14 protein-coding genes are annotated in these 13206 nt (G+C 65.8%); 3 read left to right on the plus strand and 11 right to left on the minus strand.

All coding sequences use genetic code 11. The annotated features are described in order from the left end of the window. Positions 1-10: 10 nt before the first annotated feature. Positions 11-2137, minus strand: a complete 2127-nt coding sequence (locus tag ABE483_RS04125; RefSeq protein ID WP_346481160.1) for a TonB-dependent receptor — start codon at positions 2135-2137, stop codon at positions 11-13. Positions 2138-2313: 176 nt separating this feature from the next. Between ABE483_RS04125 and ABE483_RS04130 the strand changes: the two genes are divergently transcribed. The 3 genes from ABE483_RS04130 (at position 2314) to ABE483_RS04140 (ending at position 5520) form a co-directional block, all read left to right on the plus strand. Beyond that, entirely contained in the window at positions 2314-3516 is a 1203-nt protein-coding gene (locus ABE483_RS04130; RefSeq protein WP_070474201.1) for an amino acid aminotransferase, read from the plus strand. 167 nt (positions 3517-3683) lie between these two features. Beyond that, positions 3684-4700 (plus strand): class 1 fructose-bisphosphatase, encoded by a 1017-nt coding sequence (locus ABE483_RS04135; RefSeq protein ID WP_346481161.1) that lies wholly within the window; start codon positions 3684-3686, stop codon positions 4698-4700. A 109-nt stretch (positions 4701-4809) separates the two neighbouring features. Beyond that, positions 4810-5520: a 2OG-Fe(II) oxygenase gene (locus tag ABE483_RS04140; RefSeq protein ID WP_346481182.1), complete on the plus strand. Its 711-nt coding sequence runs from the start codon at positions 4810-4812 to the stop codon at positions 5518-5520. Here ABE483_RS04140 and ABE483_RS04145 read toward each other — a convergent pair whose 3' ends face one another. The 10 genes from ABE483_RS04145 to ABE483_RS04190 form a co-directional block, all read right to left on the minus strand. Continuing rightward, positions 5521-5766: a hypothetical protein gene (locus tag ABE483_RS04145; RefSeq protein ID WP_346462788.1), complete on the minus strand. Its 246-nt coding sequence runs from the start codon at positions 5764-5766 to the stop codon at positions 5521-5523. It abuts the gene before it with no gap. 634 nt (positions 5767-6400) lie between these two features. After that, a complete protein-coding gene (locus tag ABE483_RS04150; RefSeq protein ID WP_346481162.1) occupies positions 6401-6766 on the minus strand; it encodes a hypothetical protein in 366 nt (121 codons plus the stop codon). Positions 6767-6867: 101 nt separating this feature from the next. Further along, positions 6868-7959 carry a PA0069 family radical SAM protein gene (locus tag ABE483_RS04155; RefSeq protein ID WP_346481163.1) on the minus strand — a complete coding sequence of 364 codons (1092 nt, stop codon included), beginning with the start codon at positions 7957-7959 and terminating at the stop codon, positions 6868-6870. 286 nt (positions 7960-8245) lie between these two features. Beyond that, positions 8246-8989, minus strand: a complete 744-nt coding sequence (locus tag ABE483_RS04160; RefSeq protein WP_346481164.1) for a pyridoxine 5'-phosphate synthase — start codon at positions 8987-8989, stop codon at positions 8246-8248. A 4-nt stretch (positions 8990-8993) separates the two neighbouring features. After that, positions 8994-9254 carry a hypothetical protein gene (locus ABE483_RS04165; protein WP_070474188.1) on the minus strand — a complete coding sequence of 87 codons (261 nt, stop codon included), beginning with the start codon at positions 9252-9254 and terminating at the stop codon, positions 8994-8996. A gap of 68 nt (positions 9255-9322) precedes the next feature. Next, entirely contained in the window at positions 9323-10783 is a 1461-nt protein-coding gene (gene cls, locus ABE483_RS04170) for a cardiolipin synthase (protein WP_346481165.1), read from the minus strand. 115 nt (positions 10784-10898) lie between these two features. Next, positions 10899-11312, minus strand: coding sequence for a biopolymer transporter ExbD (locus ABE483_RS04175; RefSeq protein WP_046272258.1), 414 nt, complete (start codon positions 11310-11312; stop codon positions 10899-10901). A 3-nt stretch (positions 11313-11315) separates the two neighbouring features. Beyond that, entirely contained in the window at positions 11316-11741 is a 426-nt protein-coding gene (locus ABE483_RS04180; protein ID WP_046272259.1) for a biopolymer transporter ExbD, read from the minus strand. A gap of 57 nt (positions 11742-11798) precedes the next feature. Next, a complete protein-coding gene (gene exbB / locus ABE483_RS04185) occupies positions 11799-12557 on the minus strand; it encodes a TonB-system energizer ExbB (protein ID WP_019184055.1) in 759 nt (252 codons plus the stop codon). A gap of 86 nt (positions 12558-12643) precedes the next feature. Then, positions 12644-13201, minus strand: a complete 558-nt coding sequence (locus ABE483_RS04190; protein WP_172407616.1) for an energy transducer TonB — start codon at positions 13199-13201, stop codon at positions 12644-12646. Positions 13202-13206 lie beyond the last annotated feature (5 nt).

The following is a 13206-nucleotide window of genomic DNA, read 5'->3' on the forward strand; positions in this document are numbered from 1 at the left end:
GTCCCTTGGGTCAGGGCGCCCACTGCCACTGCAGGCCCACGTTGTAGCGGCGGTCCGGGCCGGGTTCGAAGAAGCGCTGGTTGCCGTCGTTGACGATCACCGAGCCGATGTAGCGCTGGTCCAGCGCATTGTCGATCCGCGCGAAGGCCCGCAGCGTGCCCTGCGCGGTGGTCCAGCGCCGCGATAGTTCCAGATTCAGCAGCGCATAGCCCGGCGATCGCTCGGTGGCCAGATCGTTGACCACGGTGTCGCTGGAGGCCACCACCTCGGCGGCCCACTGCCACGGGCCCGGGCGGTACTGCACCCGCGCGTTCCACTGCTGCCTGGGTACGCCCGGCAGGCGTGAGCCGGCCGCCACCGTGTTGCAGCCAGCGGCCGCGCACAGCGCATACGGATCACGCACGGTGGCCTCGATCCAGGTGTAGGCCAGCGAAAGATCCGCCTGCGCGCCCAGCGGCTGCACATAGCTGGCCTCCGCGCCCTGCCGGCGCGTGCGGCCGATGTTGCGGTAGGTGCTGCGGCCGCCGCTGTTGCTCGCCACGGCCAGCTCGTCATCGGTATCGGCGCGGAACAGCGCCGCCTCGATCTGGGCGCCACTGCGCCCATGCCACTTGCTGCCGACTTCCAGGTTGCGGCTGCGGGCGGCCGAGAGATCCAGCGCCAGCCCGGCCTGGCCATCGGCGCGATAGCCCAGCTCGTTGAAGGTCGGGGTTTCGAAGCCACGTCCGGCCGACGCGTACAGCCGCCAGGCATCGCTGGCGCGGAACACCACGCCGGCCACCGGCGTGGTCGCTTCGTAGCGACGCGATCCGCTGTCGTCCGGATTGCCGGCGGTGATGTAGTGGTCGTTGGAGTGGAAGCGGACGGTGCTGTGGCGCACACCGAGCAACAACGACCAGCGCGGCGCCCACTGCCACCACGCCTGCGCGAACTGGTCCACGTTCTCGACCCGGTCGCTCTGGTCGCGGCGCAGGCGGCCCTTGATACCGACCTGATCACCCACGAAGTTCTCGTAACCGCGGCGATCCTGCTGCTGACGGTCGGCATTGGCACCGATCACCACATCCAACGGGCGGCCGGCCCAGTCACCGTGCCACGCCCAGCGCGCGTCCAGGCCGCCATAGGCCCCGTCCAGATCGATCACCCCGCCGGCGTGCAGCGGGTTGGCCTGCGGCCCCGGTGGGATCGCCAGGTACTGCTCCACGCTGCGCTGGCCGGCATAGCCCATCGCACGCCAGGTCTGCGCGCCCTCCGTTCGGGTGAAGACCAGCCCGGCCTGGGCCTGGCGCACGGATTTGCGGGTGTTGTACTGGGTAGCCACCGCGGTCGCCTGACGCGGGTTCTCGCGCACCTGGGCGCGGGTGAGGCCGAGCGGATCCTGTGCGTCGGGCGCATCGAAGTAGTTCAGGACCAGATCCAGCTGGCCGCCGCCGACATCGGTGCCCAGCCGGGCGTTGACCGACTCGCGCCGGGCCTGGCTGTGATCGCGCCAACCATCGGTGCGGAAGTGGTTGGCGGCCACGTTGTAGCGGATCGGCCCCTGCACGCCGCGCAGCTGGGCGCCGGCGCTGACAGTGTTGTCGCTGCCGGTATCCAGCCGCAGGCGCCACGGGTCGCCCTCGGCGCCATCCGCGCTCCAGACCTGGACCACGCCACCGGACGAGTTGCCGTACAGCGCCGAGAACGGCCCGCGCAACACCTCCACGCGCTGCGCCGAGAGCAGGCTGGCGTGGGAGAGCTGGCCCTGGCCGTCGGGCATGGTGGCCGGCACACCGTCCACCAGCACGCGTACGCCGCGCACACCGAAGGTCGAGCGCGCGCCGAAGCCACGGATCGAGAGCTGGGTGTCCTGCGCGTAGTTCTGGCGATCGCGGGCGACCACCCCGGGGATGCCGTTGAGGGCCTCGGAGAGCTGGGCCAGCGGGCCGGTACGGTCCTCGTCCACCCAGACCGTGGTCAGCGAGGCCGGCAGATCGATATCGGCCACCTGCGCCACGCGGGCGGCCTGGACCTGGACCGTCGGCAGCCGCTCGATCGAGGCAGCGGGAGCGGGGGTGTTCTGGGCCTGCGCCAGCGACGGCAGCAACACGGCCGAGGCCAGCGCACAGTGGCGGGCCAGCGGGGTAAGACGGAGCATGCGGGGCGGGATCCTCGGTAAATGGGCGTGCCGCACGCCATGGTACGGAAGACGACGTGACGACGGCCTCGGCGCCCTCGGCGGGGCTTTGTTACGATGGGTCGGTTTTGGCTGATTCTGCCGCCAACTCCGCGTCGCGCCACCCTCCCCCTTCCGTCATCCGAATGAGTACCGCCGTGTCCTTCTTTGCAAATGTGGAACTGGTCCCAGGCGACCCGATCCTGGGCCTGACCGAGGCTTACAACGCCGACAGCCGCCCGATCAAGGTCAACCTGGGCGTGGGCATCTATTACGACGAGAGCGGCCGCATCCCGCTGCTCCGCGCCGTGAACACGATCGAACAGCAGCTGGCCACTGACGCCAAACCGCGCGGCTACCTGCCGATCGACGGTCTGCCGGCCTACAACCAGGCCACCCGCGAGCTGGTCTTCGGCAAGGATTCGCCGCTGCTGGCCGCAGGTCGCGTGGCCACCTCGCAGACCATCGGCGGCAGCGGTGCGCTGCGCATCGGCGCGGACCTGCTGCACAAGCTGTTGCCACACGCCACCATCGCCATCAGCAACCCGAGCTGGGAAAACCATCGCGCGGTGTTCGGCGCGGCCGGCTTCGAGGTGGTCGATTACACCTACTTCGATGCCGCCACCCATGGCGTGGACTTCGACGGCATGCTGGCCGACCTCGGCAAGCTGCAGCCGGGCACCGTGGTGCTGCTGCACGCGTGCTGCCACAACCCGACCGGTGCCGACCTCACCGTCGCGCAGTGGAAGCAGGTGGCCGAGCTGTTGAAGGACCGCCAGCTGTTCCCGTTCATCGACATGGCCTACCAGGGCTTCGACAAGGGCATCAGCGAAGACGGCGCCGCCGTGCGCATCATCGCCGAGGCCGGCATCGACAGCTTCGTGGTCGCCAACTCGTACTCCAAGTCGTTCTCGCTGTATGGCGAGCGCATTGGCGCGCTGTCGGTGGTCGCCCCGGACGCGAACGCGGCCAAGGCCGTGCAGTCGCAGGTCAAGCGCATCATCCGCACGATCTACTCCAGCCCGTCCAACCACGGTGCGGCACTGGTGGCCGGCGTGCTCAACAGCGTTGAGCTGCGCCAGGTGTGGGAAGCGGAACTGACCGAGATGCGTGAGCGTATCCACGCCCTGCGCCATGGTCTGGTGGAGAACCTGGTCGCCGCCGGCGCACCGGAGTACGCCTTCATCAACGACCAGGCCGGCATGTTCTCGTACTCGGGCCTGAGCCGCGCCCAGGTGGACCGCCTGCGCGACGAGTTCGCGATCTACGCCGTCGGCACCGGCCGCATCTGCGTGGCCGCACTCAACCAGGGCAACCTGGCATACGTGGCCAAGGCCGTGGCGACCGTCAGCAAGGGCTGAGCAGTAGTGCTCCTGTGAAGCAGAACGGCCGCCCTGCGCGGCCGTTTTTCTTTGCCGCGCCGGCAGCGCGTTGCGCGCGGTGGGAACGGTTACGGCGGCCCGCGCCTCGTAATGGCTCCGGCGAAGGGCGACAATAGGCGCTTCTCCTCTGAAGGCCGCCTGATTCCATGTCCCAGACGTCGCTGACCCGCTATCTGATCGAAGAGCAACATGCCGGCCGCATCAACGCCGATCTGCGCCAGCTGATCGCTGTTGTCGCCCGCGCCTGCACCAGCATCTCCATCGCGGTCAGCAAGGGCGCGCTGGGCGGTGTGCTCGGCGAAGCCGGTACCGGCAACGTGCAGGGCGAGGCGCAGAAGAAGCTGGACGTGATCAGCAACGAGATCCTGCTGGAAGCCAACGCCTGGGGCGGTCACCTGGCTGCCTGTGCCTCGGAAGAAATGGATCACTGCCAGCCGGTGCCCGACACCTACCCGCGCGGTGACTTCCTGCTGCTGTTCGATCCCCTCGATGGCAGCTCCAACATCGACGTCAACGTGTCGGTCGGCACCATCTTCTCGGTGCTGCGCTGCCCGCCGGGCACCGAGCAGCCCAGCGATGCCAGCTTCCTGCAGCCGGGCACCGCGCAGGTCGCGGCCGGCTACTGCATCTACGGGCCGAGCACGCAGATGGTGCTCACCGTCGGCCACGGCACGCACGCGTTCACCCTGGACCGCGAGAAGGGCGAGTTCGTGCTGACCACGCCGGACATGCAGATCCCGGCGGACACCCAGGAATTCGCGATCAACATGTCCAACCAGCGGCATTGGGAAGCCCCGATGCAGGGCTACGTGCAGGACCTGCTGGCCGGCAAGGAAGGCGCGCGCGGCAAGAACTTCAACATGCGCTGGATCGCCAGCATGGTGGCCGACGTGCATCGCATCCTGACCCGCGGCGGCATCTTCATCTACCCGTGGGACACGAAGGATCCCTCCAAGGCCGGCAAGCTGCGCCTGATGTACGAAGCCAACCCGATGGGCCTGCTGGTCGAGCAGGCCGGCGGCGCCGCCACCACCGGCCGCGAGCGCATTCTCGACATCCAGCCCGATCAGCTGCACCAGCGCGTGCCGGTGTTCCTCGGGTCGCGCAATGAAGTGGAAGAAGCCACCCGTTACCACCGCGAACACGACAGCGCGGCGGGTTGATTTGCTACACAGGGCTGGCCATCCGGTCAGCCCTGTTGATACGTGGCAACGGCGTGACATCGGCCACGGCAGCGGTCACCATCGGCCATTCGTGCCCACGGATGACCCCATGACTGCCGACGCACCGCTCGATTTCATCGAAGTAATCCACAACGCCGTCCCCAACGAGGTCTGCGCGGCCCTGCAGGCCCAGATGCGATCCAGTGCGCAGTTGCAGCCGGGCGAAGTGGGCAGCGGTGTGTTCCCGGAACTCAAGCACAGCAAGGATCTTCGCATCAGCGGGCGCCCCGAGTGGCGGCAGGCCGAAGCAGTGCTGCAGCAGGCGGTTTTCAAGGGTTTGCTGACTTATCTACGCCGTTATCCACAGGCCCTGATCTCGCCGTTGATGTTGCAGATCCAGGACAGCCAGGGCCAACCGCGCCGGTTGGCGGCCGAGGATTTCCCCGACATGGACGACGCCACGCTGTCCGACCTGGCCCGCACCTGCCTGCGGCCCGGTGCCATCAATCTGCAATGGTATGCGGCGGGCGAGGGCGGCTATCCGTACTGGCACTGCGAGCTGTACCCACGCGATCCGGCCGGCGAAACGCTGCACCGCCACCTGCTGTGGACGCTCTACCTCAATGACGATTTCGATGCGGGCGAAACCGAGTTCCTGTTCCAGGGCCGCAAGGTTGCGCCGCGCACGGGCAGCCTGTTGATCGCACCGACGTCGTTCACCCACACGCATCGGGGCAACCGGCCGCAGGGTGGGGACAAGTTCATTGCGACGAGCTGGATTCTTTTCCAGAGTGCGCAGAAATTATTTGGTGGGAATTGATCAGCGCGCCGACACCAGCAACACAGCACCGACCACCACTACCGCCGCCAACACCATCACCGTGATCAGCACATTGCGCCCGGTGCGCTTCGCCTTGGCCTTCAACCCGGCCAGCACGTCCAGATCGAGATAGAGACGATCAGCGCCCGCGTCGCGGATGACGCCGTTGTCGCGGTAGTAACTCAGCGGAGCATGGAGTGCCAGGTCTAGACCTTTGCGTAACTCGCCAAGAGACGACGAAATCACCTTCGATATTTTCCGTACTTCTGATCAAGCGATCTGACGTTTTCCTCCGTCTTCTGGACAACCAAAAATCGAGAATGAAGAATAATTGCAGGCAGAAGTGCCAGGAGTGCAAATAATAAGCCTGAGATCAGAACCTGAAGAACATTGCCAGTAACCAATCCAATTATGAATGCAGACCCCAGTAGGCCGGCAAATATATATGTATAGGACACCAGTAATATATACCTGAGCCAGCCTATATCCGATTCAATGATTGATCGACATCCTCTACATTTGACGACGAGCACTCTCTCAAGCGATTTAAATGCTGGCAATCGCTGTGCTCTTGTGCCGCATGCTGGACACTTGAATTTAAAAGATGAATTCATCGACATGTTTCCTCCCCAACTATTCCTGCTGTCGCTATTGCTTTAGAGTCATTGTAAGTGGCGGTAAACATTGAGCCATAGAAGGCGGCAGCGGAAGCATAACCACCCACGTGCCCGCCAAATGCAGTCCCGACGGCGATGCCGGAGATCAGTGATGCTTCCGGCGCCTACTGCAGCCAGTAGTCGTGTGTTGCTTGCTTCACTTTGTGTGCGCAGCTCTATCGCAGTCTGCTGCGACTACTACACCAGCACTCGATGCCCATTGGTCAGCGCGCCAACACCAGCAACACAGCACCGACAACCACAACCACGGCCAACACCATCACCGTGATCAGCACATTGCGCCCGGTGCGCTTCGCCTTGGCCTTCAGCCCGGCCAACACGTCCAGATCCAGATAAAGACGATCACCGCCCGCGTCGCGGATGACGCCGTTGTCGCGGTAGTACTTCAGCGCTACCTGCAATGCAGGGTCGATGCTGTCCGCCGCGATCGCGCTCTGCGGGGACAACGCCTGATGGCCGGTGAAGTGTGCGATCACCGCGTCGCGCTGCTGCTGCACCGCTGCGGTGATGGCAGCGTTGATCGCGATGTTGGTCGCGTTCGATGCGGCCGAGGTGGCTGCCGATGACATGGGGTTCCCCCTGGATATCCGATATGGACGTCAGGCCACCGCGGCGCGGTGCCTTGGCCCGATTGTTGGTCGGGCGCGCCCTAAAGTCCATCGGGGGCTGATCAGAACAACGAGCCCTGCGGTGACTCCGCCCGCGGCGGCAACGGCCGCAGGAAGCGGGTGCAATCCAGTTTCGGCCAGTGGCTGTGCTGCGCATCGAAGCCCAGGCGCTTGCGGGCCAGCTTGAAGCGGTTGGACAGCAGGTCGGCGTAGACCCCTTCACCGCGCATGCGCGTGCCGAATTGGCTGTTGTAATCCTTGCCACCGCGCAGCTGGTTGATGGTGCTCATCACGTGCGTGGCGCGGTCTGGATGGTGGGTGTCGAGCCAGTCGCGGAACAGCGGCGCCACTTCCAGCGGCAGGCGCAGCAGCACGTAGCCAGCGGTGGAGGCACCCGCATCGTGGGCGGCTTCAAGCACGGCTTCCAGTTCGGCATCGTTGATCCACGGGATCACCGGCGCGACCATCACCCCGACCGGGATGCCGGCATCGCTCAGGCGACGCATCGCGCGCAACCGTGCATGCGGGGCCGAGGCACGCGGTTCCAGCTTGGCCGACAGGTGCGGGTCCAGCGAGGTCACCGAGAAGTGCACGCTGACCAGGTGCTTTTCGGCCAGCGGCGCAAGCAGGTCGATGTCGCGCTCGACCAGCGCGTTCTTGGTGATCAACGAGAACGGGTGCTGGGTTTCGAGCATCACCTCGATCAGCTGGCGGGTGAGCTTGAGCTTGCGCTCGATCGGCTGGTAGGCGTCGGTGTTGATGCCCAGCGCGATCGGCTGCGGCACGTAGCCGGGGCGCGAGAACTCCTTGCGCAGCAGCTGCGGCGCATTGGTCTTGGCGAACAGCTTGGTCTCGAAGTCCAGCCCGGGCGAGAGATTGAGATAGGCGTGCGAGGGTCGGGCGAAACAGTACGAGCACCCGTGCTCGCAGCCGCGGTACGGATTGACCGACTGGCTGAAGCCGACGTCCGGCGACTTGTTGCGGCTGATGATGCTACGGGCGGTCTCGGCGCGCACTTCCGTGCGCAGACGCGGCGCGGCGAACTCCTCGCTCTCGTCCGGCGCCCAGCCGTCGTCCATCGCTTCGCTGACGGTGACCTCGAAACGGCCCGCCAGGTGCGTGCGGGAGCCCCGGCCTTTGATCGCAATACCCATCGTCAAAGGCTATCGCCGGGAGGTCTCAGGGAATGAGACGTCGTGGCGTGGCAACGGCGGGGATAGGGGATAGCCATGGTTAGTAGTATTACTAACCACAGGCGTAAAGGGAAGTGAAACCCGCGCCGGGTAAGGGTCGGCGGAGGTGGAGACCGATTTGATCCCCCAATTTATCCACAGGGCCAGAGCGCGTGCCTGCGGTGCCACGTCACGGTCGGCTGAGCCGACCAACGGTCGGCGCTACCTGATGCCGGGCGCCCCTTACGCGGCAGGGCTACGCGCCGCATCACAGCAGCCGCAGATAGCCCTTCACCGTGGCATCCAGCCCGTCATACAGCGCCTCGCTGATCAGCGCATGGCCGATCGAGACTTCCAGCACGTCCGGCACGGTCCGCAGGAAATCGGCCAGGTTGTCCTGCGACAGGTCGTGGCCGGCGTTGACGCCCAGGCCGGCCGCCTGGGCGCGGCGCGCTGCATCGGCAAACACCGCCAGCATGGCGGTGGCGTCACCGGCGGCATGCGCCTCGGCGTAGGGGCCGGTGTAGAGCTCCACGCGGTCGGCCCCGATCTCGGCGGCCTGGGCGAGGTCGGGATTGCCCGCGTCCACGAACAGGCTGACCCGGCAGCCATACGACTTCAACTCGGCGATCAGCGGGCGTAGGCGCTGCGCGTCGCGGCCGAAGTCGAAGCCGTGGTCGGAGGTGAGCTGCCCGTCGCCATCCGGCACCAGGGTGGCCTGGGCGGGGCGGGTCTGCGCGCACAGCGGCAGCAGCCCGGGATAGCCCTCACGCGGGGGCGCGAACGGGTTGCCTTCGATGTTGAACTCCACGCCGCGCTCGGCCGTCAGCGCGGACAACGCGAGAACGTCCTCGGCGCGGATGTGGCGTCGGTCCGGGCGCGGGTGCACGGTGATCCCATGCGCGCCGGCATCCAGGCAGGCACGGGCGGCCTGCAGCACGTCCGGGTCGGTGCCGCCGCGCGAGTTGCGCAGGACGGCGATCTTGTTCACGTTGACGCTGAGTTGGGTCATGGCACTACGAGGGGTCGGATTCACCCTGAGCAGCCGGGGTGCGCGCCTGGAGGGCGAGCTCCCGCAGCCGACGGAGTTCGTTGGGATCGGTGATGGCCGCGCGGGTGGGCTGCACATCGCCGAAGCGGGCCACGTAGAGGCCGCGGACCCACGCCAGCAGGAACACCAGGGTGCCCAGCAGCGACAGCGCCATCAGCCCCATGTGGGGGGTCTTGAGCGCCATGCCGAAACAGGCCAGCGCGAACAGCAGAAACAGCCAGTACATGTCGTTCTCCCCGATTGACCGGGCCAGTGTAGCGCTGGCGCCGGGTGCGGTTCCACGGGGAGCAGTGGCTACAGCAGCGGCGAGGCCAGGCGGGCGAACGCCTCGGGCACACGGTGCCGCCACAGCGAACGCTGGCGGTCGTTGTAGACCGGCGCGGCGCTGCTGTATTCGGCCAGCAGGATCTCGGCCAGCGCCGCAACGCGGCCGGTGTCGCTGATCATCATCGAGAGCTCGAAGTTGAGCCGGAAGCTGCGGTGATCGAAGTTGGCACTGCCGACGATGCACACGTCGTCATCGGCGATGAAGGCCTTGGTGTGCAGCATGCGTGGGCCGTACTCGTAGATCTTGACCCCGGCCTGCAGCAGCTCGTCGAAATAGGAGCGCGCGGCCTGGGTGACGAACCAGGAGTCGCTCATCTTGGGCACCAGCAGGCGCACGTCCAGGCCACCGAGTGCGGCCGAGGTCAGTGCCATGCGCGCGGCCTCGCCGGGCACGAAGTAGGGCGTCACCAGCCAGACGCGCTCCTTCGCTTCGTGGATCGCCGCCACGTGCAGCCGGTGGATGGTCTCCCACGACGAATCCGGACCGGAGACCAGCACCTGCGCATTGATGCTGCCCTCGCTGCGGCTGGGCATGGTTTCCGGCCACAGCTGGGCGATGTTGAAGCGCGCCGGCTCCTGGCCGGTGGCGTAGATCCAATCCTCGATGAAGACCAGCTGCAGGCTGCGCACCACGTGGCCCCGCAGCCGCATGTGCAGGTCGCGATACGCATCCGGGCGGACGCTCTCATCTTCCTCATCGGTGATGTTGATGCCGCCGGTGAAGGCCTGCAGGCCATCGATGATGACGAGCTTGCGGTGCGTGCGCAGGTTCAACCAGGGCCGCTTGAACGGTTTGAGCAGCTGTCGCGGGTGGAACCAGACGACTTCGGCGCCTGCATCCAGCAGCGGCTGCAGGAAGCGCTTGCGGATGGACGACGAGCCGACCGCATCGAGCAGCAGGCGCACGCGCACGCCGGCGGCCGCACGCTCGGTCAGCGCATCGCGCAGCGCGGTGCCGGCGTGGTCCGGATTGAAGATGTAGTACTCAAGGTGCAAGTGGTCCTTGGCCGTGGCCACCGCGGCAAGCAGTGCGCTGTAGGTGGCCGCGCCATCGACCAGCCACTCCACCTCGGTGGCCGAGCTCGGTGAGAGCCCGGTGGTGGCCTGGGCGATCTTGGCCAGCTCGGTGCAGTCCGCATCCGGTGGGCAGACGCTGCTGTAATGCTCCATCCCCGAGCGCGAACGACCACGGCGCAGGCGCTGCCGCTTCACCTTCTGCGGGCCGAGCAGGTAGTAGATGAACAGGCCAAGGTAGGGCAGGGCGGCCAGCGACAGGATCCAGCTCAGCGTGGCGACCGGCTCGCGCTTCTGCAGCATGATCCAGCCGGTCAGCCACAGCAGATAGAGAATGTAGGCCGCCACCATCAGGGGGCGCAGGTGGGGGATGGCATCGAGCCAGTCCCCGAAGACGTCGAAGGTTGCGAGCATGGCCGGATGATAGCGGGCAGCGTGGCGCTGGCGCGTATCCACGGCCGGCGGCACAAAAAAAACGCCCCTGTTTCCAGGGGCGTTTTCCAGTCGCGTCATGACTGCGTCTTGCGTATTACTGCTGTACGAAGCCGATCTTCTTCATCTGAGCATTCTTCGCGGCAGCCAACACCTTGGCCATCACGTCGTACTCGGAGTCCGGGCTGGCATCGATGCGCAGTTCCGGCTGGTTGGTCGGATCGCGCTGCACTTCCTGTTCCATACGCTGCTGCAGTTCGCCCACAGCCACGGGGCTGTTGTTCCACGACACCTGGTTGCTGGCGTCCACCTTCAGCTCGATCGGCGGCGGCGGTTCGACCGTCACCGGCGGTGGGTTGAGCACGCGCTGCGGCAGGTCAACGGCGATCGGGTACGTCATGATCGGCGCGGTGACGATGAAGATGATCAGCAGCACCAGCATCACGTCCACCAGGGGCGTGACGTTGATGTCGGCCATGGGGCCTTTGTTACCACCAGTACTGAACGCCATGGCTTACTGCCCCTTTACTTTGGTGGCGACGAAGCCCACGTCGAGCATGCCCTGTTCCTGCGCGACCTTCGTCATCTCATTGATGACGCGCATCTTGGTGGTGCGATCACCACGCAGGTTGAGGGGCGGCTGCGGGGTCTGCTGGGCGGCGGTCGCCAAGCGCGACTCAAGAGTCTGCTTGTCGATTTCCTCGTCGTTCCAGTAGATCGAGCCGTCTTCCTTGACTGCCAAGGTGATCGGGCTCGCCCGCTTTTCAGCGTCTTCCGGATTCTGCACCAGGTTGGCCTCAGGCAGATCCACCTTGACCTTGTGGGACATCAGGGGCGCCGTGATGATGAAGATGATCAGCAGCACCAGCATCACGTCCACGAGGGGCGTAACGTTGATGTCGGCCATGGGGCCGCCGCTGTTACCACTACTGAAAGCCATAACGGGCTCCGTCTAGATCGTGTTGACTACGTTCTCGCTGGGTGACGCGCGTCGCTATTAGCGAACGCGCGAACCGGTGGCGAAGAAGTCGTGCAGGTCGTGAGCGAACGTATCGAACTTGCTGATCGTGGCGCTGTTGATCTTGCTGAAGAAGTTGAAGGCGAACACGGCCGGGATAGCCACGAACAGACCGATGGCGGTCATGATCAGTGCTTCACCCACCGGGCCGGCAACGGCGTCGATCGAGGCGGAACCGGTGGCACCGATCTTGATCAGCGCGCCGTAGATGCCCCACACGGTACCCAGCAGACCCACGAACGGAGCGGTTGCGCCGACGGTGGCCAGCAGGGTCATGCCCGACTGCAGGTTGTTGCTTTCGCGGGTCACGGCCTGACGCAGGGCGCGATCGACGAACTCCGAACGGCTCAGGTTCTCACCCAGGCCACCCGAGGTGCCGCCTTCCGAACGCTGGTGGTGCGCAGCAGCCTGTGCAGCGTCCAGAGCGATCTTGGAGAAGGGCTCCGAAGCCGGCTGTTCTTCCATCGCACGGATGGCGTCCTGGGCGTTCGGGGTATCCCAGAACAGGCTCACGACCTTGTCGGCAGCAGCCTTCAGACGGGTGGCGCGGAAGATGTTGATGACGGTCCAGTACCAGGACATGGCCGACATGATGATCAGGGTCAGCAGCACGACCCAGGAGACGGCGAAGTCACCCGGCTGGGTGGTCATCTCGTGGATCAGGTGCTCGAAGCCCATCTGCGACAGGGCGTTGGAGTTGCCCCCGGCAGCAGCGGCGATGAAAAGTTCCTGCAGCATGACGCTTACCTTTGTTGTGTGTGGTGATAAAGGGTATTGCTAGAAATAACCGCTAGGGGCGGTGGCCGGCGGGCCACCGGCCACTATCAGTTCAGCGCAAAGTTGACCGGGACGCGAACGCGACCTGCGACCTTCTTCCCGCCCGATTCCGCGGAACGGAAGCTCCACTTGCGAGCTGCGTCCATGGCGGCGCGATCGAGGTCACGGTTACGGCTGGACTTCTCGACCGACACATTGGTGACGTTGCCATTGGCATCGACGTCAATGATCAGGATGACTTCACCCTGGATACCAGCACGGAACGCGGCCGGCGGGTAACGCGGGGGGTTCATGTTCTTCGACGAGATGTCGACGCTTGCCTCAATGGTGCTCGGCGGCTGCGGCGGCGACGGCGGCGAAGGCGGTGTGACGATGTCGGTCGGACGCGGGTCCGGGATATCGACCACAGGAGCCTGCGGCGGCGGCGGAACCGGGGACGGCTTCGGCGGCGACAGGTTCTTGACCGGCGGCGGCGGGGTGTCATCCGGCGGCGGCGGCGGCGGTGGCGGTGGTGGCGGCGGCGGAGCGTCGACCAGGGTCACCATGATGTTGCGTTCTTTCTCCGCCACGGCCTTGGGAGCCACAGCCGGGATCAGAAGCATCATGAAGG

The sequence above is a fragment of the Stenotrophomonas sp. TWI602 genome (assembly GCF_039674045.1).
Taxonomy (GTDB): Bacteria; Pseudomonadota; Gammaproteobacteria; order Xanthomonadales; family Xanthomonadaceae; genus Stenotrophomonas.

What these genes read in the sequence shown, in the direction of transcription:
- ABE483_RS04125 (WP_346481160.1), bottom strand. Translation starts at nt 2,137, where the DNA reads ATGCTCCGTCTTACCCCGCTGGCCCGCCACTGTGCGCTGGCCTCGGCC.
- ABE483_RS04135 (WP_346481161.1), top strand. Translation starts at nt 3,684, where the DNA reads ATGTCCCAGACGTCGCTGACCCGCTATCTGATCGAAGAGCAACATGCC.
- ABE483_RS04140 (WP_346481182.1), top strand. Translation starts at nt 4,810, where the DNA reads ATGACTGCCGACGCACCGCTCGATTTCATCGAAGTAATCCACAACGCC.
- ABE483_RS04150 (WP_346481162.1), bottom strand. Translation starts at nt 6,766, where the DNA reads ATGTCATCGGCAGCCACCTCGGCCGCATCGAACGCGACCAACATCGCG.
- ABE483_RS04155 (WP_346481163.1), bottom strand. Translation starts at nt 7,959, where the DNA reads ATGGGTATTGCGATCAAAGGCCGGGGCTCCCGCACGCACCTGGCGGGC.
- ABE483_RS04160 (WP_346481164.1), bottom strand. Translation starts at nt 8,989, where the DNA reads ATGACCCAACTCAGCGTCAACGTGAACAAGATCGCCGTCCTGCGCAAC.
- ABE483_RS04165 (WP_070474188.1), bottom strand. Translation starts at nt 9,254, where the DNA reads ATGTACTGGCTGTTTCTGCTGTTCGCGCTGGCCTGTTTCGGCATGGCG.
- cls (WP_346481165.1), bottom strand. Translation starts at nt 10,783, where the DNA reads ATGCTCGCAACCTTCGACGTCTTCGGGGACTGGCTCGATGCCATCCCC.
- ABE483_RS04175 (WP_046272258.1), bottom strand. Translation starts at nt 11,312, where the DNA reads ATGGCGTTCAGTACTGGTGGTAACAAAGGCCCCATGGCCGACATCAAC.
- ABE483_RS04180 (WP_046272259.1), bottom strand. Translation starts at nt 11,741, where the DNA reads ATGGCTTTCAGTAGTGGTAACAGCGGCGGCCCCATGGCCGACATCAAC.
- exbB (WP_019184055.1), bottom strand. Translation starts at nt 12,557, where the DNA reads ATGCTGCAGGAACTTTTCATCGCCGCTGCTGCCGGGGGCAACTCCAAC.
- ABE483_RS04190 (WP_172407616.1), bottom strand. Translation starts at nt 13,201, where the DNA reads ATGATGCTTCTGATCCCGGCTGTGGCTCCCAAGGCCGTGGCGGAGAAA.